The sequence below is a fragment of the Streptomyces sp. NBC_01410 genome, assembly GCF_045040195.1.
In the GTDB taxonomy this organism is placed as follows: Bacteria; Actinomycetota; Actinomycetes; order Streptomycetales; family Streptomycetaceae; genus Streptomyces.
Map to the genome: position 1 here is coordinate 6,563,715 of NZ_CP109530.1, position 21,366 is coordinate 6,585,080.

Annotated in this window: 15 protein-coding genes; 12 read left to right on the forward strand and 3 right to left on the reverse strand. The window is 67.2% G+C overall.

Annotated elements, in window-relative coordinates; all coding sequences use genetic code 11:
- Nucleotides 1-17: 17 nt before the first annotated feature.
- A complete protein-coding gene (locus tag OG741_RS30135; protein WP_361905015.1) occupies nt 18-374 on the reverse strand; it encodes a VOC family protein in 357 nt (118 codons plus the stop codon).
- 264 nt (nt 375-638) lie between these two features.
- Here OG741_RS30135 and acnA point away from each other — a divergent pair, with 264 nt between their 5' ends.
- Nucleotides 639-3,353 (forward strand): aconitate hydratase AcnA, encoded by a 2,715-nt coding sequence (acnA, locus tag OG741_RS30140; protein ID WP_405603093.1) that lies wholly within the window; start codon nt 639-641, stop codon nt 3,351-3,353.
- A gap of 90 nt (nt 3,354-3,443) precedes the next feature.
- Here the strand turns inward: acnA and OG741_RS30145 are convergent, their stop codons facing one another.
- Complete coding sequence (locus OG741_RS30145; protein WP_405603094.1) at nt 3,444-7,280, reverse strand: GH92 family glycosyl hydrolase; 3,837 nt, start codon at nt 7,278-7,280, stop codon at nt 3,444-3,446.
- A 506-nt stretch (nt 7,281-7,786) separates the two neighbouring features.
- Between OG741_RS30145 and ngcE the strand changes: the two genes are divergently transcribed.
- From ngcE to OG741_RS30200, 11 genes are all read left to right on the forward strand, one after another.
- Nucleotides 7,787-9,226, forward strand: a complete 1,440-nt coding sequence (ngcE, locus tag OG741_RS30150) for an N-acetylglucosamine/diacetylchitobiose ABC transporter substrate-binding protein (protein ID WP_405603095.1) — start codon at nt 7,787-7,789, stop codon at nt 9,224-9,226.
- A gap of 43 nt (nt 9,227-9,269) precedes the next feature.
- On the forward strand, nt 9,270-10,199 hold the full coding sequence (locus OG741_RS30155; protein WP_405603097.1) for a carbohydrate ABC transporter permease: 930 nt from the start codon (nt 9,270-9,272) through the stop codon (nt 10,197-10,199).
- 14 nt (nt 10,200-10,213) lie between these two features.
- Nucleotides 10,214-11,149 (forward strand): carbohydrate ABC transporter permease, encoded by a 936-nt coding sequence (locus tag OG741_RS30160; protein ID WP_405603098.1) that lies wholly within the window; start codon nt 10,214-10,216, stop codon nt 11,147-11,149.
- A 105-nt stretch (nt 11,150-11,254) separates the two neighbouring features.
- Nucleotides 11,255-11,722: a MarR family winged helix-turn-helix transcriptional regulator gene (locus tag OG741_RS30165; RefSeq protein WP_405603100.1), complete on the forward strand. Its 468-nt coding sequence runs from the start codon at nt 11,255-11,257 to the stop codon at nt 11,720-11,722.
- Nucleotides 11,723-11,724: 2 nt separating this feature from the next.
- Nucleotides 11,725-12,168, forward strand: coding sequence for a hypothetical protein (locus OG741_RS30170; RefSeq protein WP_405603101.1), 444 nt, complete (start codon nt 11,725-11,727; stop codon nt 12,166-12,168).
- A 234-nt stretch (nt 12,169-12,402) separates the two neighbouring features.
- Complete coding sequence (locus OG741_RS30175; protein WP_405603102.1) at nt 12,403-13,602, forward strand: ROK family protein; 1,200 nt, start codon at nt 12,403-12,405, stop codon at nt 13,600-13,602.
- Between the two features lie 121 nt (nt 13,603-13,723).
- Nucleotides 13,724-14,836, forward strand: a complete 1,113-nt coding sequence (locus OG741_RS30180) for a substrate-binding domain-containing protein (RefSeq protein WP_405603103.1) — start codon at nt 13,724-13,726, stop codon at nt 14,834-14,836.
- A 182-nt stretch (nt 14,837-15,018) separates the two neighbouring features.
- Nucleotides 15,019-15,807 carry an ATP-binding cassette domain-containing protein gene (locus tag OG741_RS30185; protein ID WP_405603104.1) on the forward strand — a complete coding sequence of 263 codons (789 nt, stop codon included), beginning with the start codon at nt 15,019-15,021 and terminating at the stop codon, nt 15,805-15,807.
- On the forward strand, nt 15,804-17,093 hold the full coding sequence (locus OG741_RS30190) for a sugar ABC transporter permease (protein WP_405603105.1): 1,290 nt from the start codon (nt 15,804-15,806) through the stop codon (nt 17,091-17,093). The genes OG741_RS30185 and OG741_RS30190 overlap by 4 nt, the downstream gene beginning before the upstream one ends.
- Nucleotides 17,094-17,305: 212 nt before the next feature.
- On the forward strand, nt 17,306-19,219 hold the full coding sequence (gene dxs / locus OG741_RS30195; RefSeq protein ID WP_405603106.1) for a 1-deoxy-D-xylulose-5-phosphate synthase: 1,914 nt from the start codon (nt 17,306-17,308) through the stop codon (nt 19,217-19,219).
- A gap of 154 nt (nt 19,220-19,373) precedes the next feature.
- The gene (locus OG741_RS30200) at nt 19,374-20,891 is read left to right on the forward strand and encodes an amino acid permease (RefSeq protein ID WP_405603108.1); all 1,518 of its coding nucleotides are present in this window, start codon (nt 19,374-19,376) and stop codon (nt 20,889-20,891) included.
- A gap of 82 nt (nt 20,892-20,973) precedes the next feature.
- Here the strand turns inward: OG741_RS30200 and OG741_RS30205 are convergent, their stop codons facing one another.
- Nucleotides 20,974-21,360: an NTP pyrophosphohydrolase gene (locus OG741_RS30205; RefSeq protein WP_405603109.1), complete on the reverse strand. Its 387-nt coding sequence runs from the start codon at nt 21,358-21,360 to the stop codon at nt 20,974-20,976.
- Nucleotides 21,361-21,366 lie beyond the last annotated feature (6 nt).

The following is a 21,366-nucleotide window of genomic DNA, read 5'->3' on the forward strand; positions in this document are numbered from 1 at the left end:
TCGCGTGGGGTGGGCCATCAGGGTGACAGACTATGAGCAACTGGGTGTTTTGGTTCATACAGGGGCAGTTCGGCACCGCTCGGCATCCGCACCGCGGCCAGTACTCCCCACCCCTGGTCGCTCGGTGGCTGCGAGACCTCGACCCCGCGCTCCGTGAGCCTGGCCAGGGTCCGCGAGAGGTCGTCGCACATCAGATAGAACTCCGCCTTCGGCTGATCCCCTGTCGGATGCACGGCGATCTCCGCCGGCGGCAGCTTGAAGATGAGCCAGCCGCGGCCCGCGTCGACGTGCGCGAAGCCGAGGACGTCCTTGACGAAGGCCCGGTCGGCATCCGAGTCCCGGCTGTAGAGGATCACGTGCGCACCGCTGAACATGCTCCGATACTGAGCCGGGCGCACGCGCGCGGCAATCCCTGTGCCGCCGTACGAGCGCCCGGGCCCCGCCCTCGGGGGAGGTCCGGGCATGACCCGGCAGCGGTCATGTACTAGAGTTATCTCGACATCGAGATATCTATCGAAGGCGTACCGCAGCCGCCACCTGGTAAGGGCTACCTAACTAAGCCTTACCTTAGCGGATCGGCGAGGAGCCATGGCGGCAGCATTGCGGTAGGTACGCGCACATTGATGAAGGAGACTGTCGTGTCGGCGAACAGCTTCGACGCCCGCAGCACGCTGCGCGTGGGCGACGAGTCGTACGAGATCTTCAAGCTGGACAAGGTCGAGGGCTCCGCCCGCCTCCCTTACAGCCTGAAGGTGCTGCTGGAGAACCTGCTCCGCACGGAGGACGGCGCGAACATCACCGCCGACCACATCCGCGCGATCGGCGGGTGGGACTCCCAGGCTCAGCCGAGCCAGGAGATCCAGTTCACGCCGGCCCGCGTGATCATGCAGGACTTCACCGGCGTTCCCTGTGTCGTCGACCTCGCCACGATGCGTGAGGCCGTGAAAGAGCTCGGCGGCGACCCGGCGAAGATCAACCCGCTGGCCCCGGCCGAGCTGGTCATCGACCACTCCGTCATCGCCGACAAGTTCGGCACCAACGAGGCCTTCGCGCAGAACGTCGAGCTGGAGTACGGCCGCAACAAGGAGCGCTACCAGTTCCTGCGCTGGGGCCAGACCGCCTTCGACGAGTTCAAGGTCGTCCCCCCGGGCACCGGCATCGTCCACCAGGTCAACATCGAGCACCTCGCTCGTACGGTCATGGTCCGCGGCGGCCAGGCCTACCCCGACACCCTCGTCGGCACCGACTCGCACACGACCATGGTCAACGGCCTGGGCGTGCTGGGCTGGGGCGTCGGCGGCATCGAGGCCGAGGCCGCGATGCTCGGCCAGCCGGTCTCGATGCTCATCCCGCGCGTCGTCGGCTTCAAGCTGACCGGTGAGCTCACGCCCGGCACCACCGCCACCGACCTGGTGCTCACCATCACCGAGATGCTGCGCAAGCACGGCGTCGTCGGCAAGTTCGTCGAGTTCTACGGCGAGGGTGTGTCCGCGACGAGCCTCGCCAACCGCGCCACCATCGGCAACATGTCGCCGGAGTTCGGTTCCACTGCCGCGATCTTCCCGATCGACGACGAGACCATCAAGTACCTGAAGCTGACCGGCCGCAGCGAGCAGCAGCTCGCGCTGGTCGAGGCGTACGCCAAGGAGCAGGGCCTCTGGCTCGACCCGGCTGCCGAGCCCGACTTCTCCGAGAAGCTGGAGCTGGACCTCTCCACGGTCGTCCCCTCGATCGCCGGCCCGAAGCGCCCGCAGGACCGCATCATCCTGGCCAACGCCAAGGAGCAGTTCGCGCAGGACGTCCGCAACTACGTCGACAACGACGACGAGGCGGGCAAGGAGTCCTTCCCGGCCTCCGACGCACCCGCCGAGCACAACGGCGTACCGACCCGCCCGACGCTGGTCACCGCCCCCGACGGTTCGACGTACGAGATCGACCACGGCGCCGTCACCGTCGCCGCGATCACCTCCTGCACCAACACCTCGAACCCGTACGTCATGGTCGCCGCCGCGCTGGTGGCCAAGAAGGCGGTCGAGAAGGGCCTTACCCGCAAGCCGTGGGTCAAGACCACGCTCGCCCCGGGCTCCAAGGTCGTCACCGACTACTTCGACAAGGCGGGGCTCACCCCCTACCTCGACAAGGTCGGCTTCAACCTCGTCGGCTACGGCTGCACCACCTGCATCGGCAACTCCGGCCCGCTGCCGGAGGAGGTCTCCAAGGCCGTCAACGACCACGACCTGGCTGTTACGTCCGTCCTCTCGGGCAACCGTAACTTCGAGGGGCGCATCAACCCCGACGTCAAGATGAACTACCTGGCATCCCCGCCGCTGGTCGTCGCGTACGCCATCGCGGGCTCCATGAAGGTGGACATCACCAAGGACGCGCTGGGCATCGACCAGGACGGCAAGCCGGTCTACCTGAACGACATCTGGCCGACCGAGGCCGAGGTCAACGACGTGGTGGCCAACGCCATCGGCGAGGACATGTTCAACAAGTCCTACCAGGACGTCTTCGCGGGCGACGCGCAGTGGCAGGCGCTGCCGATCCCGACCGGCAACACCTTCGAGTGGGACCCGCAGTCCACCTACGTCCGCAAGCCCCCGTACTTCGAGGGCATGACGATGGAGACCACCCCGGTCTCGGACATCTCCGGCGCCCGCGTGCTGGCCAAGCTGGGCGACTCGGTCACCACCGACCACATCTCCCCGGCCGGTGCCATCAAGGCCGACACCCCGGCCGGCACGTACCTCACGGAGCACGGCGTCGAGCGCCGTGACTTCAACTCCTACGGCTCGCGCCGAGGCAACCATGAGGTCATGATCCGCGGCACCTTCGCCAACATCCGCCTGCGCAACCAGATCGCGCCGGGCACCGAAGGCGGCTACACCCGCGACTTCACCCAGGACGGCGCTCCGGTGTCGTTCATCTACGACGCCTCGCAGAACTACCAGGCCGCCGGCACCCCGCTGGTGATCCTCGCGGGCAAGGAGTACGGCTCCGGCTCGTCCCGCGACTGGGCCGCCAAGGGCACCGCGCTGCTCGGCGTCAAGGCCGTCATCGCCGAGTCGTACGAGCGCATCCACCGCTCGAACCTCATCGGCATGGGCGTCCTGCCGCTGCAGTTCCCGGAGGGCGCTTCCGCCGCGTCCTTCGGCCTGAGCGGCGAGGAGACCTTCTCCTTCACCGGCGTGAGCGAGCTGAACAACGGCACCACGCCGCGCACGGTCAAGGTCACCACCGACACGGGTGTGGAGTTCGACGCGGTCGTCCGCATCGACACCCCCGGTGAGGCGGACTACTACCGCAACGGCGGCATCATGCAGTACGTGCTGCGGAACCTGATCCGCAACTAAGTACGGCAGTACGGCAGTACGGCGAAATGGGCCGCATCCCCCGCGACGGGGATGCGGCCCATTCGTCTGTCCGATCCTCGGCCCTCGCTGTCAGGAGAGCAGTTCGACCTCCGCGAGCGTCGCCGGGCCCGTCGCCACGAGCCGGTACTTCGCACAGCTGCCCGGTGCGCCGACCGTGAAGACGCGAGTCTGCCTGTCCCAGGCGAAGCTCTGGGCGGACCGCTTGTCCAGGTCCTTCCAGGTCGTCCCGTCCTGCGAGCCCTGGAGCACCCACCCCACCGGGGCCTTGGCCCTTGCCGACGAGGTGAGCGTGTACTGCACCGCCCGGGTCCCCGGCGCCACGGGCAGCTCAGCCGTCTCGAACGCGGCCTCCGTCGCCGAGGCGTTGTCGAAGAGCGGGCCGCCCCCGGTGATCGCATCGGTGCGGGGGGCGGGCGCCTTGTCGTCCTGGGTGATGGAGACCGGGGCGGCGTTCTTGCCCGTGCCCCACGAGGACGGCTTCGCGCCCATGGAGAACTCCAGCGTGCCGCCCCGCGCGATCAGTTCGTGCGGAAGGGCGGTGGAGTTCCACGCCTTGCCGTTCACCCGCAGGCCCTGCACGTAGATGTTCCGCGCACTGTTCTTCGGGGCCTTGACCACCAGATCCTGGCCGTTCTCCAGGTGGACCGTCGCCTTGGTGAACAGCGGCGACCCGATCGCGTACTCGCCACTGCCCATCACCAGCGGGTAGAAGCCGAGCGCGGAGAAGAGATACCAGGCCGACTGCTCGCCGTTGTCCTCGTCGCCGTGGTAGCCCTGCCCGATCTCGCTGCCGGTGTAGAGGCGGGAGAGCACCTCGCGCACCTTCTCCTGGGTCTTCCAGGGCTGGGAGGCGGCGTTGTACATGTACGTGACGTGGTGGGCGACCTGGTTGGAGTGGCCGTACATGCCCATACGGACGTCACGGGCCTCCGTCATCTCATGGATGACGCTGCCGTAGGAGCCGACAAACTCCGGCGAGGCCGTCTCGGGGGTGGAGAAGTACGCGTCGAGCTTCTCGCCGAGGGCCGGGCGGCCGCCGTAGAGATTGGCGAGGCCCCGGCTGTCCTGGGGCGCGGTGAAGGCATAGCCCCAGCCGTTGGTCTCGGTGTAGTCGTAGCCCCACACCCGCGGGTCGAACTGCCCGGAGGGAACCCGCCAGTCGCCCTTGAGGTCGCGGCCCTGGAAGAAGCCGGCCTTGGAGTCGAAGAGGGTGACGTAGTTCCGGGCACGGTTGAGGAAGTACTGGGACTCCTCCTGGTAGCGGGCCTTCTTGGTCTTCTTGTAGAGCGCCTGGCCCATCTTCGACAGGCCGTAGTCGTTGAGATAGCCCTCCAGCGACCAGGACAGGCCCTCATGGGTCTGCGTGGAGGCGTAGCCGAGGAACGGCGAGGTCTCCATGCCCTTGCGGCCCACACCCGGTGCGGGCGGCACCACGGTCGCGTTCTTCAGCGCCGCCTCGTACGCCGCCTCGGCGTCGAAGTCCACGCCCTTGACGTACGCGTCGGCGAAGGCCACGTCCGAGCTGGTGCCGGTCATCAGGTCCGCGTAGCCGGGTGAGGACCAGCGGGAGATCCAGCCGCCGTCCTTGTACTGCTGGACGAAGCCGTCCACCAGCTCGCCCGCCTTCGTCGGGGTGAGGAAGGAGTACGCGGGCCAGGTCGTGCGGTAGGTGTCCCAGAAGCCGTTGTTGACGTACACCTTCCCGTCGACGATCTTCGCGCCGGTACGGGTCGGGGTGTCGGGTCCGGTCATCGGCGAGAACGGGCTCGCGTACTGGTGCTTGGGCTGGGTCTTGGTGCCGGTGTTCTCGAAGCCGGAGTTCGGATAGAGGTACAGCCGGTACAGGCTGGAGTAGAGGGTGGTCAGCTGGTCGTGGTTCGCGCCCTCGACCTCCACCGTGCCCAGCAGCTCGTCCCAGGCGTCCTGCGCGCGGTCCTTGACCCGCTCGAAGCCGGTGCCCTGCGGGATCTCGTCGGCGAGGTTCTTCTTCGCCTGGTCGACGCTGATGAGCGACGTGGCGATACGGAGACCGACGGTGCGGTCCTCGCCCGCGCTGAAGCGGAGATGGCCGCTGACGCCCTCGGAGCCCGAGGCGGTGACCGGCGCGTCGAAGACGCCGTACACGAAGAGCCGCGTCGCACCGGTGGACAGTCCGCTCTTGACGTCCGAGAAGCCGGTGAAGGAGCTGGTGGCCGGATCGAGGGTCAGGCCGCCTTCCTTGGTGACGTTGTCGAAGATGACGCTCGCGTCGTCACCGGGATAGGTGAAGCGCATCATCGCCGCGTGGTCGGACGGGGTGATCTCGGCCTTGAGGCCGTTCTCGAAGGTGACCCCGTAGTAGTGCGGACGAGCGGTCTCCTTCTCGTGCCGGAAGGGCAGGGCCCGCTTGGCACGGTCGGTGTCCGGAGTGCCTGCCGCCGCCGAGGGCATCAGCTGGAAGGTCTGCCGGTCGCCCATCCAGGGGCTCGGTTCATGGCTGGCGCTGAAGGCCTGCACGGTGGGCAGATTGTCCGCGTTGTTGCCGCGCGCGTACTCGTACAGCCAGCTCCTGGACTCGGAGTTGGTCGCCGGCGTCCAGAAGTTGAAGCCGTGCGGGACGGCGGTCGCGGGGAAGGTGTTGCCGCGGGAGAAGGACCCGCTGGAGTTGGTGCCCCGGACGGTCGAGGCGTAGTCCGAAAGATGGGCGAGCCGCTTCTCGGGAGCCTTCGGCTTCAGCGAGACGTCGTCGATCCAGCCCTGGAACTTCGCCGGGCCCTTGGGGGAGTCGTACGCCACCAGGATCCGGTCGACCGTCCGGCCGGAGGCGACCGCGCCGATCCTGGACGAGACCTGGTTCCACTGGTTGACGTAGAGCCGCTTGGCCGCGCCCTGGCCCTGCGGAGTCAGCAGACCGCCGTGCGAGTCGGTGGCCCGAAGATCACTCAGATAGGTGCCGTCCGTGAACGCGAGGTCCACCGACACGTTCGTGGCCGGGTAGCTGAGATCCGTCTCCGGCAGGGAGGGGAAGATCCGGTACGAGAGCTCGGTGTCGCGGCCCACGGCCGTGTTGACGTCGAAGACCTTGTTGTACGAGTAGGCCCGGCCGTCCGCCTTGTGGGTGCCGGCGTACTTCAGCGCCCGCTTGCCGGTGTACCCGACATTGGACTTGGCGGTGGGGGAGCCGCTGGGCCCGCGGTCGACCTGGCTGCGCATGTCGTCGGGCGTGGGCGTGCTGGTGTCGCCGTTGGAGAACTGCACATCTGCGAGCTGGGTGAGTCCCGCGCCGCTGTTCTTGGTGATCTCCAGCCGATAGTGCGCGTAGGCGGTGGCGTTCGCGCCGTCGGCGATGTCGTAGGTCTTGGTCTCGAAGCGTTTCTCGAAGGTCTGGCCCTCACGCGAGTCCAGGACCTTCCACTCCTTGCCGTCGGCCGAGCCCTTGAGGGTCCAGTCCTTGGGGTCGCGCTCCGCGGCGTCATTGGCCGAGGTCATCGCATACGTGACGACCTTGACCGGGGCGTCGGTGTCGAACTCGATCCAGGCGGTGGGCTCGAAGGCCAGCCATTTGGTGCCCGGTTGCAGGTCGACCAGGTTCTCCTTGGTCTCTCCGGCTCCGGTGTTCTCGGCGCTGGCGCGCAGCTCTGTCACCTTATCGGTGACATTGCCCGGGATTCCGGCGGAGAATCCGCCGTCGACGCCGGATGACCGCTTCGTTCCACCGGCGTCGACTTCAACCGTATTACGCCAGTCCGGCTGAGGCTCGTCCGCTTCGAAGGACGAGGTGAATTCCCGCTCCGCCGAGGGAGATTGGGCCCACTGGGCGGGCAGGGCGACGGCCGCCGACTGGGCCGTCATCACGAGCAGTGAAGCGGCAGCCACGAGGGCTGCCGCACGGAATTGTCTCTGCCGAGGTCGGGTTCTGGGCTGCATCCCGGGGCCTTCCTGCACTGGAAACCGCGTTGGACAACGTTGTCAGGCGCGATGCGCAGGCTCCAGTAGGGAGGCAAGTGCCATACGGTGTCAAGGGTGTTGGCGGGGCGCGGCGGCTGGATTCCGCCGTTCCGCGCAGAACGCTGTGGTCGGATGGGCGCGCACGGGACTCAGATGTCCGCGAGGTCTCAACTCGGGAAAGACTGCCGCCCAAACTTGCTTTCGATCTTGCTCCCTCGGCCTGAAGTGGACTATACCTGTCGGCGTCCGCATAGCTGTTCCACATGGCAGCGGGCCAGAGGGTCGGGGACCGGTGACAGGCGTCTGCGCATCGTCTGCCGCCGCATGGCCCGTTCCCGCTGCCGACCGTGCACGACCCAAGCTTCACTGAGTTTCCCCCCGGGAAGACTCAGCAACTGACCGCGGTGGCGGGGCCCTTCGCCTGAGGCGAGACGGACGGGCGACCGGTACACCGCCTGAGTCCTGGAGAAGGCGAGGACTTGAGCATGGGATCCACCTCCGCCCACAAGAATGACGGCCTCGGCCGTCGTGATCTGATCAAGCGGTCTGCCGCACTCGGTTTGATCACCGTTCCGACGATGAGCTTCCTGTCCGCGTGTGCCTCCGGCGGCGGTGGCGGCGACGACAACGGCAACACCAAGGGGAAGGTCAGCAAGGACAACCCGTTCGGTGTGGCCAAGGGCAGCAAGGTTGACGTCGTCGTCTTCAAGGGCGGCTACGGCGACGACTACGCCAAGGCATGGGAAGCCGCTTTCGACAAGAAGTGGGGGACCAAGTCCTCCCACCTGGGAACCCAGGAGATCACCGGGAAGCTGCAGCCGCGCTTCAACGGAGGCAACCCGCCGGACGTCATCGACGACTCCGGCGCCCAGCAGATCAAGCTGGACGTGCTCTTCAAGAGCGGCCAGCTCGCCGATCTGGGGCCGATCCTGGACGCCCCCTCCCTCGACGACCCGGGCAAGAAGGTCCGGGACACCCTGATCGCGGGCACCGTGGAACAGGGACTCCAGGGCGGCAAGATCGTCTCGCTCAACTACGTCTACACCGTCTGGGGGCTGTGGTACTCGGGCAAGCTCTTCAAGGAGAAGGGCTGGACGGCTCCCAAGACCTGGGACGAATTCCTCGCCGTCTGCAAGTCGGCCAAGGACGCGGGCATCGGCGGTCTCGCCCACCAGGGCAAATTCCCTTACTACATCAACGTCGCCATCATGGACCTGATCGCCAAGCTCGGTGGTCTGGACGCCATGAAGGCGATCGACAATCTCGACCCCAAGGCGTTCGTCGGCAGCAATGTCGCCAAGCAGGCCGTCGAAGCGGTTTACGAAGTGGTCGAGAAGGGCTATCTCATGCCCGGTACCAACGGCCTGACGCACACCGAGTCGCAGACCCGCTGGAACCAGTACAAGGCCGCGTTCATCACCTCGGGTTCCTGGCTGGAGAATGAGCAACTCAAGCAGACTCCGGACGACTTCGACATGAAGTTCCTGCCGATGCCGATTCTGACCGGCAGCAAGCTGCCCTTCGAGGCGATCCGGGCCGGAGCCGGCGAGCCCTTCATCGTCCCGGAAAAGGCGAAGAACAAGGCAGCGGGCCAGGAGTTCCTGCGCTCCATGCTCTCGAAGGAATGGTCGACGATCTTCGCCCAGAAGGCGAACTCGCTGACCATCGTCAAGGACGGCGTGGACGCGAACGTCCAGCTCCGCCCCGGCACCAAGTCCGCGGTGGACGCGGTGAAGGCGGCGGGCGACAACACCTTCAACTACCTGTACCCCAACTGGTACAGCCAGATGGACACCGACATCCAGAACGCGTCCAACGAGCTCATGGCCAAGCGAATCCAGCCGGCGGAATGGCTGAAGCGGGCTCAGGCGGCGGTCGACAAGGCAGCGAAGGACCCGAACAGCAAGAACAACCGCCGCGACTGAGCGGTCTCACCCCGCTCACCCGGAACACCAGGGACAGGATGCCATGCGAAAAGGGCAGTACCGGTTTGTCACAGGGTTTCTTCTGGCACCCTTGGCGCTGTATCTGATCTTCGTGATCTGGCCGTATGTGCAGACGATCGGGTACTCGTTCACCGACTGGAAGGGTCAGTCGCAGACCTTCGGATTCGTCGGCTTCGACAACTACACCGCTCTGTTCGACGACGATGTCTTCCTGAAGGCAATCTGGCACAACATCCTGTTCCTGGTGTTCATTCCGGTGATCACCATCCTGCTCGCCCTCTTCTTCGCCTTCATGGTGAATGCCGGCGGGCGGGGTGGCGCCGGAGGCGTCAAGGGCGTCCGTGGGTCCGGCGTCTACAAGATCGTCTACTTCTTCCCCCAGGTCCTGTCCCTCGCGATTCTCGCGGTGCTCTTCGGTGCGGTGTACCGCAGTGACGAAGGCGGCCTGCTCAACGGTGTCCTGGTCAAGACGGGCCTGGTGGACGCCGCGAGCCCCATCGAGTGGCTCAATGAGCCGAACTTCGTGCTCTGGTGCCTGATGGCGGTGGTCGTCTGGCACGGAGTGGGCTTCTATCTCGTCCTGTTCTCGGCGGCCATGCAGTCCATCCCCAGGGACATCTACGAGGCGGCGCTGCTGGACGGCGCAGGCCGGGCCCAGACCTTCTTCCGGGTCACCCTCCCGCTGCTGTGGGACTCGGTGCAGACGTCCTGGGTCTACCTCGGCATCACGGTCATGGACCTGTTCGTGCTGGTGTCGACGATGACCTCCGGGCCGTTCGGAGGCGGTCCCGACCACCACAGCGAAGTCATGGCCACCGTACTGATGCGCAACTTCCTCTACTTCGGCAAGAGCGGCTACGCCTGCGCCATGGGTGTCGTGATGCTTGTGCTGACCTTGATCCTGTCCGTCGTCACGCTGCGCGCCACCCGCCGCGAGCGCATCGAGTTCTGAGCAGGGGAAGAGCGATGACCACACCCATCAAAGAGCCCGCAGCCACGTCGACGGACAAGGTACCCGGGCAGCGTTCCGCGGGGCGGCCCGTCCGCCAGGGCGCCCCCTCCAGCGAGGGCTTCACCCTCAAGGTCTTCTCCCACGGCTTTCTGGCACTGTGGGCCGTGATGATCGTGCTGCCGCTGCTCTGGCTCGTACTGAGCTCGTTCAAAACGGATGCACAGATCGGCGGTTCGGCCCTGAGCTGGCCGAGTGACTGGTCCCTGGACGTCTTTGGGCGGGCCTGGGACAAGGGCATCGGCGACTACTTCACCAACACCCTGATCGTGCTGGTCTTCTCAGTGCCCCTGACGATGCTCTTCGGCTCCATGGCCGCGTACGTCCTCGCGCGGTACGAGTTTCCGGGCAACCGGCTCATCTACTACTTCTTCGTCGGCGGGGCCATGTTCCCCGTGTTCCTCGCGCTCGTACCGCTCTACTTCATGGTGCAGCGGTTCGGCATGCTGAACACCTATCAGGGCCTGATCCTGGTCTACGTCGCGTACTCGATGCCGTTCACCGTGTTCTTCATGCACTCCTTCTTCCGTACGCTTCCGACGGCCGTGCACGAGGCGGCGGTGATCGACGGAGCCTCGCACACCCGGGTGTTCTTCCAGGTGATGCTGCCGATGGCGAAACCGGGGCTGCTCAGCGTGGGGATTTTCAACACGCTCGGCCAGTGGAATCAGTACATTCTCCCCGCGGTGCTGATGCAGCCGAAGGACAACGCCGATCCGGAGCGCTATCTGCTCACGCAGGGCCTGATCCAGCTTCAGCAGCAGCAGGGGTATGCGACGGATCTGCCGGTGCTGTTCGCCGGTGTCACGATCGCCATGGTCCCGATGCTGGTGGTCTATCTCTCCTTCCAGCGGCAGGTTCAGGCCGGTCTGACGTCGGCGACGCTCAAGTAGCTCCCTGAGGTGATGACGGAGGCGCCGCGGTGGCTACCGCGGCGCCTCCGGCGTTCGCTCCCTTGATAGTAGCCATGTACATAGTATCCATGTACTGTATCTGCCATGAGCGCAGCAACCGAAGGTCCGACGCCCGGCTTCCTGGTCTGGCGGCTGTCCATGAAGTGGCGGGTCGCCGTCGACCGGGCCGTCGCGCCGCTGGGGCTGACCCACGCGCAGTACTCACTTCTCGCCTCGCTGTACGGCATGCAGCGGTCCGGCCGGCGGCCCAGTCAGCGCGGGCTCGCCGATTACACGGGCCTCGAACCGCTCTACGTCTCGAAGCTGGCACGCACCCTGGAGGCCGCCGGTCTGGTCGAGCGCCTCCCGGACCCCTCCGACACGCGGGCGGTCCAGCTGTCGCTCACCGATCAGGGGCGCGATGTCACGCGCCGCGCGATCGACGTCGTCCAGCAGCTCCTCGACCGGCTCCTGGAGCCGCTGGGCGGCCTGGAGGGACGCCGCGCCGAAGTGTTCTCACGCGAACTGGCGGTTCTGCTCGACACACCACTCGACATCCCGGCCAAGGAGTAGCCATGTCCACTGCACCCACCCTGAACGGCCAGGTCATAGGCCAGGCCCACTACGCGACCCGGGCCCTCCTCGACGGCCTGCTGGCCGACGAGGGCATCACCTTCCACCAGGCGGTGGCCCTCAATGCCACTGCCGACGGCGGCGACACCGTCGAGCGCGACGGGCTCGTCGCCAGGATGACCAGCACGCTCAAGACCGACGAGTCGGCCGTGCTCGCGACGATCGCCGAGCTCACCGCGTCCGGGCTGCTGGATGCCCTGCCCGGGGATGTGGGGCTCGTCGCGCTCACCGAAAAGGGCCGGGCGCTGCAGAGCCGGATCAAGGCCGGCACGGCGAAGATCACTGAGCGGCTCTACGGCGATCTCCCGGCCGAGGACCTTCGGACCGCGGGCCGTGTGCTGACGCTGGTCACGGCCCGTGCGAACGCCGAGGCGGCCGGCCGCTAGGAGGTGTCCGGCCCGACACCGGAAGTGCTCCTGTCACCCCGCTGCCGGACCGCCCCCGGGCCGGCGCCCCGCGATCGCTCATCCGTGGTTCTCTCCGCTCAAGGTCTTGACGCGATAACGCGCGAGAGTTGTGCTTAGAGTTCACAAGTTGGAGAAACGTCGGGGTTGCCTCACGGTGACTCCGGCCGGGGGCGGTCGTCGCGCCGCCCACCGGGGGCAGGAGTGGATGAGTCAATGGAGACTCCGGGATCGCAGACATCGCTGCACCGGGCAAACCTCGAGCGGGTCGTGCGCGCCGTGCGCATGGCGGGCTCGCTCACGCAGGCGGAGATCGCGAGGAGTACCGGCCTCTCCGCGGCCACCGTCTCCAATATCGTTCGCGAACTGAAGGACGGCGGCACCGTCGAGGTGACGCCCACATCCGCGGGCGGCCGCCGGGCTCGCAGCGTCTCGCTCAGCGGCGACGCGGGCATCGTCATCGGCGTCGACTTCGGCCATACCCACCTGCGCGTCGCCATCGGCAATCTGGCCCACCAGGTGCTCGCTGAGGAGTCCGAGCCGCTCGATGTGGACGCCTCGTCCGCAGAAGGCTTCGATCGCGCGGAACAGCTGGTCAACCGCCTGATCGCGGCTTCGGGCATTGGCCCGGACAAGGTGGTCGGAGTGGGTCTCGGTGTACCCGGCCCGATCGATGTCGAGTCGGGAACCCTCGGCTCCACGTCGATCCTGCCGGGCTGGACCGGGATCAACCCCAGCGAGGAGCTCTCCGGACGGCTCGGCGTGCCCGTGTACGTCGACAACGACGCCAACCTCGGCGCCCTGGGCGAGCTCGTCTGGGGCAGTGGCCGAGGGGTCAAGGATCTCGCGTACATCAAGGTCGCCAGCGGTGTCGGCGCCGGTCTGGTCATAGACGGTCAGATCTACCGGGGCCCGGGCGGCACGGCCGGCGAGATCGGCCACATCACCCTGGACGAGTCGGGTCCCGTCTGCCGCTGTGGCAACCGCGGCTGCCTGGAGACTTTCACCGCGGCCCGTTACGTACTGCCGCTGCTCCAGTCCAGTCACGGCCCGGATCTGACCATGGAGCGCGTGGTCCAGCTGGCCCGCGAGGGCGACCCAGGCTGCCGCCGGGTCATCGCCGACGTCGGGCGGCACATCGGCAGTGGTGTGGCCAATCTGTGCAACCTGCTCAATCCCAGTCGCGTCGTGCTGGGCGGAAATCTCGCGGAAGCGGGAGAATTGGTTCTTGGACCGATCAGGGAGTCGGTCTCCCGGTACGCGATTCCCAGCGCGGCGCGCCAGCTGTCCGTCCTTCCGGGGGCGCTCGGCGCGCGCGCCGAGGTGCTTGGGTCACTGGCACTCGTCCTGAGCGAAATGGGCGATTCAACCCTTCTGGACAGCTCGATGCCCGCCGGGGCACCTGCCTTCACTTAGATAACGAATGGCACCGTTGTCATCTCGTTAAGGATTTACTCCTTGACGATGGCACCGGGGCCGAGTTGACTTCCAGCCACCTCGGCCGCAACGACGCGGCCTCGTCAGGGAGGTTTCGAAGATGAACATGCGAATGCGTCGTGCAGCCGTAGCCGTAGCCGCCACCACGATGGCCGTTTCCCTCGCCGCCTGTGGCAGCGCCAAGGAGTCGGGCGAGAAGTCCGACCAGACCGGCGCCGCCAAGGGCGACGACATCACGATTGGTCTTCTCCTGCCGGAGAACCAGACCGCGCGCTACGAGCAGTTCGACAAGCCGCTCATTGAGAAGAAGATCAGCGAGCTGACCAACGGCAAGGCGAAGGTCATCTACGCCAACGCCAAGCAGGACGCGACGCTGCAGAACCAGCAGGTCGACACGATGATCACCAACAAGGTGGACGCACTCATCGTCGACTCGGTGGACTCCAAGGCCATCGCCGGCTCGGTCAAGAAGGCCAAGGACGCGGACATCCCCGTCGTCGCCTTCGACCGTCTCGCCGAGGGCCCGATCGACGCTTACACCTCCTTCGACAACGAAGAGGTCGGCCACGTCCAGGGCAAGGCGCTGCTCACCGCACTCGGCGCCAAGGCCAAGGACGGCCAGATCGTCATGATGAACGGTGCCGTCACCGACCCGAACGCCGCCCTGTTCAAGAAGGGCGCGCACGCCGAGCTCGACGGCAAGGTGACCGTCGGCAAGGAGTACGACACCAAGGAGTGGAAGCCGGAGAACGCCAACGCCAACATGGAGGCCGCGATCACGGCCCTCGGCAAGGACAAGATCATCGGCGTCTACTCCGCCAACGACGGCATGGCGGGCGGCATCATCACCGCCCTGAAGGCCGGCGGCTTCACCAAGCTCCCGCCGGTCACCGGCCAGGACGCCGAGCTCGCGGGTGTGCAGCGCATCGTCGCGGGTGAGCAGTACGCCAGCGTCTACAAGCCGTACGCGCCGGAGGCCGCTGCCGCCGCCGAGATGGCCGTCGCGCTCGCCAAGGGCGAGAAGCTCGACGCCATTGCCAAGGAGAAGGTCTCCAGCCCGACCACCAAGGACATCCCGTCGGTGCTCGTCCCGGTCGTGTCGCTGACCAAGGACAACATCAGCGCCACGGTCGTCAAGGACGGCGTCTACACCGTCGCCCAGATCTGCACCCCGAAGTACAAGGCCGCCTGCGACGCGCTCGGTCTGAAGTAAGTCCACAGAGCCTCACGGGACTTACGCACCCATGAAGCCTGTCCGGTGCCCCGCCCCCTTTTCAGCCCCCGCTACCGGGGCGGGGTGCCGGACAGAAACGCTTCTTCCTACTGTTCGCTTCTGCTCAACCTCCGCGCCCGTTCCCCCGGCGCGGCATCCCCGCCGGTCAGGCGGCGAAGGAGATGGTTCACGTGTCCGCTACGCCCGTGCTGGCGTTGCGCGGGGTCTCCAAGCGATTCGGTGCCGTTCAGGCGCTCACCGATGTAGAGCTTGAGGTCCATGCCGGTGAAGTGGTCGCCCTGGTGGGCGACAACGGCGCCGGCAAGTCCACGCTGGTCAAGACGATCGCCGGCGTACATCCCATCGATGAAGGCGTCCTCGAGTGGGACGGCAGCAAGGTCCAGATCAACAGGCCGCACGACGCCCAGAACCTGGGCATCGCGACCGTCTACCAGGACCTCGCGCTGTGCGACAACATCGACGTCGTCGGCAACCTCTACCTGGGCCGGGAGATCCGCAAGCGCGGCATCCTCAACGAGGTCGAGATGGAGCGCCGCGCCCGCGAACTGCTCCAGACGCTGTCGATCCGTATCCCGAGTGTGCGCATCCCGATCGCCTCCCTCTCCGGAGGCCAGCGCCAGACGGTGGCCATCGCCCGTTCGATGCTCGGCGAGCCCAAGCTCGTCATCCTCGACGAGCCGACGGCAGCCCTCGGCGTCGAGCAGACCGCCCAGGTCCTCGACCTCGTCGAGCGACTGCGCGAGCGCGGTCACGCGGTCATCCTCATCAGCCACAACATGGCCGATGTGAAGGCCGTCGCCGACAAGGTCGCCGTGCTCCGCCTCGGCCGCAACAACGGCGTCTTCGAGGTCAGGACCACCTCGCAGGAAGAGATCATCTCCGCCATCACCGGCGCCACGGACAACGCCGTGACCCGTCGTGCGGCGCGCACCACGGAGGTTCAGAAGTGAACGTCGACAAGACCTCCGCTCCCGCCGACGCGCCGGTCGTCAACCCGGAGGCCGCCCACGACGCGGTCACCGCGGTCGACCCCCGGCTGCTCGTGCGTGAGCAGGGCTTCGCCGGTTACATCTCGGAGTTCAAGCGCAAGCTGCACTCCGGCGATCTGGGCTCGATTCCGGTGGTGATCGGCCTGATCATCATCGCCATCGTCTTCCAGAGCCTGAACTCGAACTTCCTCTCCGCGCAGAACCTCAGCAACATCGCCGTCGCGATGGTCGCCACCGGCATGATGGCCGTCGGCATCATCTTCGTGCTGCTGCTCGGCGAGATCGACCTGTCGGTCGGCTCGGTCAGCGGTGTCTCCGGCGCGATCGTCGCCGTACTGACCGTCACCCACGGTATGAACGAGTGGCTCGCCGTCATCGTCGCGATCGCCAGCGGCGCGGTCATCGGCGCCATCCACGGCTTCTTCTTCGCCCGGATCGGCGCACCCGCGTTCGCCGTCACGCTGGCCGGCCTGCTCTTCTGGCTGGGCTTCATGCTCCAGCTCCTTGGCGACCAGGGCACGATCAACCTGGACGGCGAGGGTGTCGTCGGCAAGCTGACCACGTACTACTTCTCGGACGTGGCGGCCTCCTACGGCCTCGCCGCGGTCGCGGTCGCCGGGTTCTTCCTGTCGGCCTTCTTCGACGCCCGTCGCCGCGAGGCCGCCGGAATCCCGTCCCGGCCGCTCGTCGACATCGTGGTGCGTACGGTTCTGCTCGCCATCGTCGCCTTCGCGGCCGCTGTCATGTTCAACCAGTACAAGGGCCTGCCGCTCGCGCTGGTCCTCTTCCTGGTGGTGCTGGTCGTGACGGACTTCGTGCTCCGGCGCACCACCTACGGCCGCAAGATCTTCGCGCTCGGCGGCAGCGTCGAGGCCTCTCGGCGTGCCGGTATCAACGTCGAGATGGTGCGGATCTCGGTCTTCGCCCTCGCGGGCACCTTCGCCGCCATCGGCGGTCTGTTCTGGGCGTCCAAGATCGCGGCGGCCAACCAGAGCGCCGGCGCCGGTGACCTGCTGATGAACGTCATCGCGGCGGCCGTCATCGGCGGCACCAGCCTCTTCGGCGGACGCGGCCGGACCTGGAACGCGCTGCTCGGTGTCATGGTGATCGTCTCGATCCAGTACGGGCTGGCGCTGGAAGGCATCGCCACGCCGATCCAGTACATGATCACTGGTGGCGTCCTGCTGGCGACCGTAGTGATCGACTCCGTCACCCGGAAGACCCAGAAGACCGCGGGCCGCGCCTGACCGCGGCTCCGCAGGAGTGCCCGGCACCGCTCGCGGTGCCGGGCACCTCTGTGTGTTCGCCCGCCGTCGCCCACACCCTTGTACGGAGGCGCTACGCGCCACTTCACCCATTTGCGTGATGTAGATCGCACCGCCCGATGACGTCCGCAGCAGGCGGAACATTAGACTCGGCAGACCGGCACGCTAGACCGCTCAACTGCAAGGAGGCACGGGTGGCCCTGCTGACCCGCATCACGGGACCGCGCGATCTGGACCGGCTCAGTCCGGAGCAGCTCGACCAGCTGGCCGCCGAGATCAGGACCTTCCTCGTGGACGCGGTCTCCAAGACCGGTGGCCACCTCGGTCCCAACCTCGGCGTGGTGGAGCTGACGATCGCCCTGCACCGTGTCTTCGACTCGCCGAAGGACAAGGTCCTCTTCGACACGGGCCACCAGAGCTACGTGCACAAGCTTCTGACCGGGCGCCAGGACTTCTCCCGGCTCAAGATGAAGGGCGGCCTGTCGGGCTACCCGGCGCGTGCCGAGTCCGAGCACGACGTCATCGAGAACTCCCACGCCTCCACCGTCCTCGGCTGGGCCGACGGTCTCGCCAAGGCCAACGAGGTGCTGAAGAAGGACGACCACGTCGTCGCAGTCATCGGTGACGGAGCACTCACCGGCGGCATGGCCTGGGAGGCGCTGAACAACATCGCGGCCGCCAAGGACCGCCCCCTGGTGATCGTCGTCAACGACAACGAACGCTCGTACGCCCCCACGATCGGCGGCCTCGCCAACCACCTCGCCACGCTGCGCACGACCGACGGCTACGAGCGCTTCCTGGCCCGCGGCAAGGACATCCTGGAGCGCACCCCCGTCGTCGGGAAGCCCCTCTACGAGACCCTGCACGGCGCCAAGAAAGGCCTGAAGGACTTCATCGCCCCGCAGGGCATGTTCGAGGACCTCGGCCTGAAGTACGTCGGCCCCATCGACGGCCACGACATCGAAGCCCTGGAGTCCGCGCTCGCCCGCGCCAAGCGCTTCGGCGGCCCCGTCATCGTCCACTGCCTCACCGAGAAGGGCCGCGGGTACCAGCCCGCCCTCCAGGACGAGGCGGACCGCTTCCACGCCGTCGGCAAGATCCACCCGGACACCGGCCTGCCGATCTCCAGCTCGGGCCTCGACTGGACCTCCGTCTTCGGCGAGGAGATGGTCGAGCTCGGCAAGGAGCGGCGGGACCTCGTCGCGATCACCGCGGCGATGCTGCAGCCGGTCGGCCTCGACAAGTTCGCCAAGGCCTTCCCCGACCGGGTCTACGACGTCGGCATCGCCGAGCAGCATGGCGCAGTGTCCGCCGCCGGCCTCGCGACCGGCGGACTGCACCCCGTCTTCGCCGTGTACGCCACCTTCCTCAACCGCGCCTTCGACCAGGTGCTGATGGACGTGGCCCTGCACAAGTGCGGAGTGACCTTCGTGCTCGACCGCGCGGGTGTCACCGGCACGGACGGCGCCTCGCACAACGGCATGTGGGACATGTCGATCCTTCAGGTCGTTCCCGGTCTGCGGATCGCGGCCCCGCGCGATGCCGACCAGGTCCGCGCCCAGCTGCGCGAGGCCGTCGAGGTGGACGACGCGCCCACCGTGGTGCGCTTCTCCAAGGGCGCGGTCGGCCCCGCCGTGAAGGCCGTCGGCAAGGTCGGCGGCATGGACGTACTGCGCAACGCGGGCACCGACCGGCCGGACGTGCTGCTGGTCTCCGTCGGCGCGCTCGCCCCGATGTGCCTGGAGATCGCCGGCCTGCTCGACGCCCAGGGCATCTCGACCACCGTCGTCGACCCGCGCTGGGTCAAGCCCGTCGACGAGGCGCTCGCGCCGCTCGCCGAGCAGCACCGCGTGGTCGTCACCGTCGAGGACAACAGCCGTGTCGGAGGCGTCGGATCGGCCGTCTCCCAGGCGCTGCGCGACGCCGGTGTCGACGTACCGCTGCGCGACTTCGGCATCCCGCCACGCTTCCTCGACCACGCCTCCCGCAAGGAGGTCCTGGTGGAGATCGGTCTGACCGCACCGGACATCGCCCGTCAGGTGACCGGCCTGGTGGCCAAGCTGGACGGCCGGTTCGAGAGCGAGTCGGTGGAGCCCGCCCGCGACTGAGCGGAACCGGTTCTCGTGCCGCCGATGGGCCGGTCGGTCACCCTGTATGGGTGGTCCGACCGGCCCATTCGCGTGAAATCCACTCGTACGGAGCTCTGTCGGGCCGCCGATGTCCCAATCATGGCGTTCACGACGAGTGCGTGGAGGTACGCCGGTGAGTACGCAGCAGGACACGGGCCCGCGCGGGAACGGGCTGTTCAGGACCAAGACGGTCGAGCAGTCGATCCGCGACACCGAAGAACCGGAGCATGCCCTCAAGAAATCCCTCTCGGCATGGGATCTGACCGTCTTCGGCGTCGGTGTCATCATCGGCACCGGCATCTTCGTCCTCACCGGGAAGGTGGCCAAGGAGAACGCGGGACCTGCGACCGCGCTGGCCTTCGTCGCCGCCGGCATCGTCTGTGCGCTGGCGGCCCTGTGCTACGCCGAGTTCGCCTCGACCGTCCCGGTGGCCGGGTCGGCGTACACCTTCGCCTACGCCTCCATCGGTGAGCTGCCCGCCTGGATCATCGGCTGGGACCTCGTCCTCGAGTTCGCGCTGGGCACGGCCGTCGTCGCCGTCGGCTGGTCCGGCTATGTGCGCTCCCTGATGGACAACGCGGACTGGCATCTGGCGAATGCGCTGGAAGGCCCCGATGTGCCGGGCGGCACCTTCGACATCCTGGCCTTCCTGCTGGTCCTGGTGCTGACCGCGATCCTGGTGGTCGGCATGAAGCTGTCCGCCAACATCACCGCGGTCGTCGTGGCCATCAAGGTGACGGTGGTCATGATCGTGATCATCGCGGGGCTGTTCTTCATCGTGGGCGACAACTACTCGCCGTTCATCCCCGACGCGGTGACCCCGGAGGGCGGGCTCGGCTGGGAAGACGCTCCGATGGTTCAGCTGATCTTCGGTTACGAAGCCACCAACTTCGGCGTCATGGGCATCTTCACCGCCGCCTCCGTCGTCTTCTTCGCCTTCATCGGCTTCGACGTGGTGGCCACCGCCGCCGAGGAGACCAAGCTCCCGCAGCGCGACATGCCGCGCGGCATCCTGGGCTCGCTCCTGATCTGCACCGTGCTCTACGTGGCCGTCGCCCTCGTCGTGACCGGTATGCAGCACTACACCAAACTGTCCGTCAGCGCCCCCCTCGCGGACGCCTTCAAGTCCGTCGGGCACCCCTGGTATGCCGGTGTGATCAGCTTCGGCGCCGCCGTCGGTCTCACCACCGTGTGTCTGATCCTGCTGCTCGGGCAGACGCGTGTGTTCTTCGCGATGAGCCGCGACGGTCTGCTGCCGCGCTTCTTCTCCATCACGCACCCGCGCTTTCGGACCCCGTACCGTCCCACCATCCTGCTGGGCGTCCTCATCGCCATCATCGCGGGCTTCACCAGCATCAACGAGCTCGCGACCCTGGTGAACATCGGCACCCTCTTCGCGTTCATCGTGGTGGCCATCGGCGTGATGGTCCTGCGCCGCACCCGCCCCGATCTGCACCGCGCGTTCCGTACGCCGTGGGTGCCGGTCCTCCCGATCGTGTCGATCGCCGCATCGCTCTGGCTCATGCTGAACCTGCCGGGCGAGACATGGCTCCGCTTCGCCATCTGGATGCTGATCGGCTTCGTCGTGTACTTCCTCTACGGGCGCAGGAACAGCCGCCTCGGCAAGATGGGCAAGGACGCCGTGTTCTAGGCCGTCCCTTGACCGCTCGGTGCCCGATCCGGATGCGCCCGGCCCGTACGCCCTGCTCCAACAGGGTCTGCGCGGCCGGGCGCTACGTACGATCGCCCGGAGGCTGAACGCTCCGCGGCCCCAGACACTGCGCGCCGCACGCCTCCACCCGCCGTCTCAGCTCCCGGTCCGCCGTGACCACCACGCACTCCCGGCCCGTCTCACGGGCCGACGCCAGCTCCACGATCAGGTCGTCACCGCTGCCCGGCGCGGACTCCACGCGTACGTCCGGCACGCTCTCCACCCCTCGGGCCGCGCCCTCCACGACGAGGACCAGCTCCACGGGACCGGGATGCCCCGGCACCCCGGCCGGGGCGAAGGCGGCCAACCGGTCGCGCAGCCGCTCGGCCGCCCCGCGCCGGTCGCGCCACCAGCCGTCCGGGACCGAGCCGACCACATTCGCCGCGTCGACGATCACCAGCGCACGCATGCGCAC

Excerpts from the sequence above, each read along its gene's own strand:
- OG741_RS30145 (WP_405603094.1), bottom strand. The coding sequence starts at position 7,280 with ATGCAGCCCAGAACCCGACCTCGGCAGAGACAATTCCGTGCGGCAGCC.
- OG741_RS30205 (WP_405603109.1), bottom strand. The coding sequence starts at position 21,360 with ATGCGTGCGCTGGTGATCGTCGACGCGGCGAATGTGGTCGGCTCGGTC.
- ngcE (WP_405603095.1), top strand. The coding sequence starts at position 7,787 with ATGGGATCCACCTCCGCCCACAAGAATGACGGCCTCGGCCGTCGTGAT.
- OG741_RS30185 (WP_405603104.1), top strand. The coding sequence starts at position 15,019 with ATGGTTCACGTGTCCGCTACGCCCGTGCTGGCGTTGCGCGGGGTCTCC.
- OG741_RS30170 (WP_405603101.1), top strand. The coding sequence starts at position 11,725 with ATGTCCACTGCACCCACCCTGAACGGCCAGGTCATAGGCCAGGCCCAC.
- OG741_RS30165 (WP_405603100.1), top strand. The coding sequence starts at position 11,255 with ATGAGCGCAGCAACCGAAGGTCCGACGCCCGGCTTCCTGGTCTGGCGG.
- OG741_RS30180 (WP_405603103.1), top strand. The coding sequence starts at position 13,724 with ATGAACATGCGAATGCGTCGTGCAGCCGTAGCCGTAGCCGCCACCACG.
- OG741_RS30135 (WP_361905015.1), bottom strand. The coding sequence starts at position 374 with ATGTTCAGCGGTGCGCACGTGATCCTCTACAGCCGGGACTCGGATGCC.
- OG741_RS30175 (WP_405603102.1), top strand. The coding sequence starts at position 12,403 with ATGGAGACTCCGGGATCGCAGACATCGCTGCACCGGGCAAACCTCGAG.
- OG741_RS30160 (WP_405603098.1), top strand. The coding sequence starts at position 10,214 with ATGACCACACCCATCAAAGAGCCCGCAGCCACGTCGACGGACAAGGTA.
- OG741_RS30155 (WP_405603097.1), top strand. The coding sequence starts at position 9,270 with ATGCGAAAAGGGCAGTACCGGTTTGTCACAGGGTTTCTTCTGGCACCC.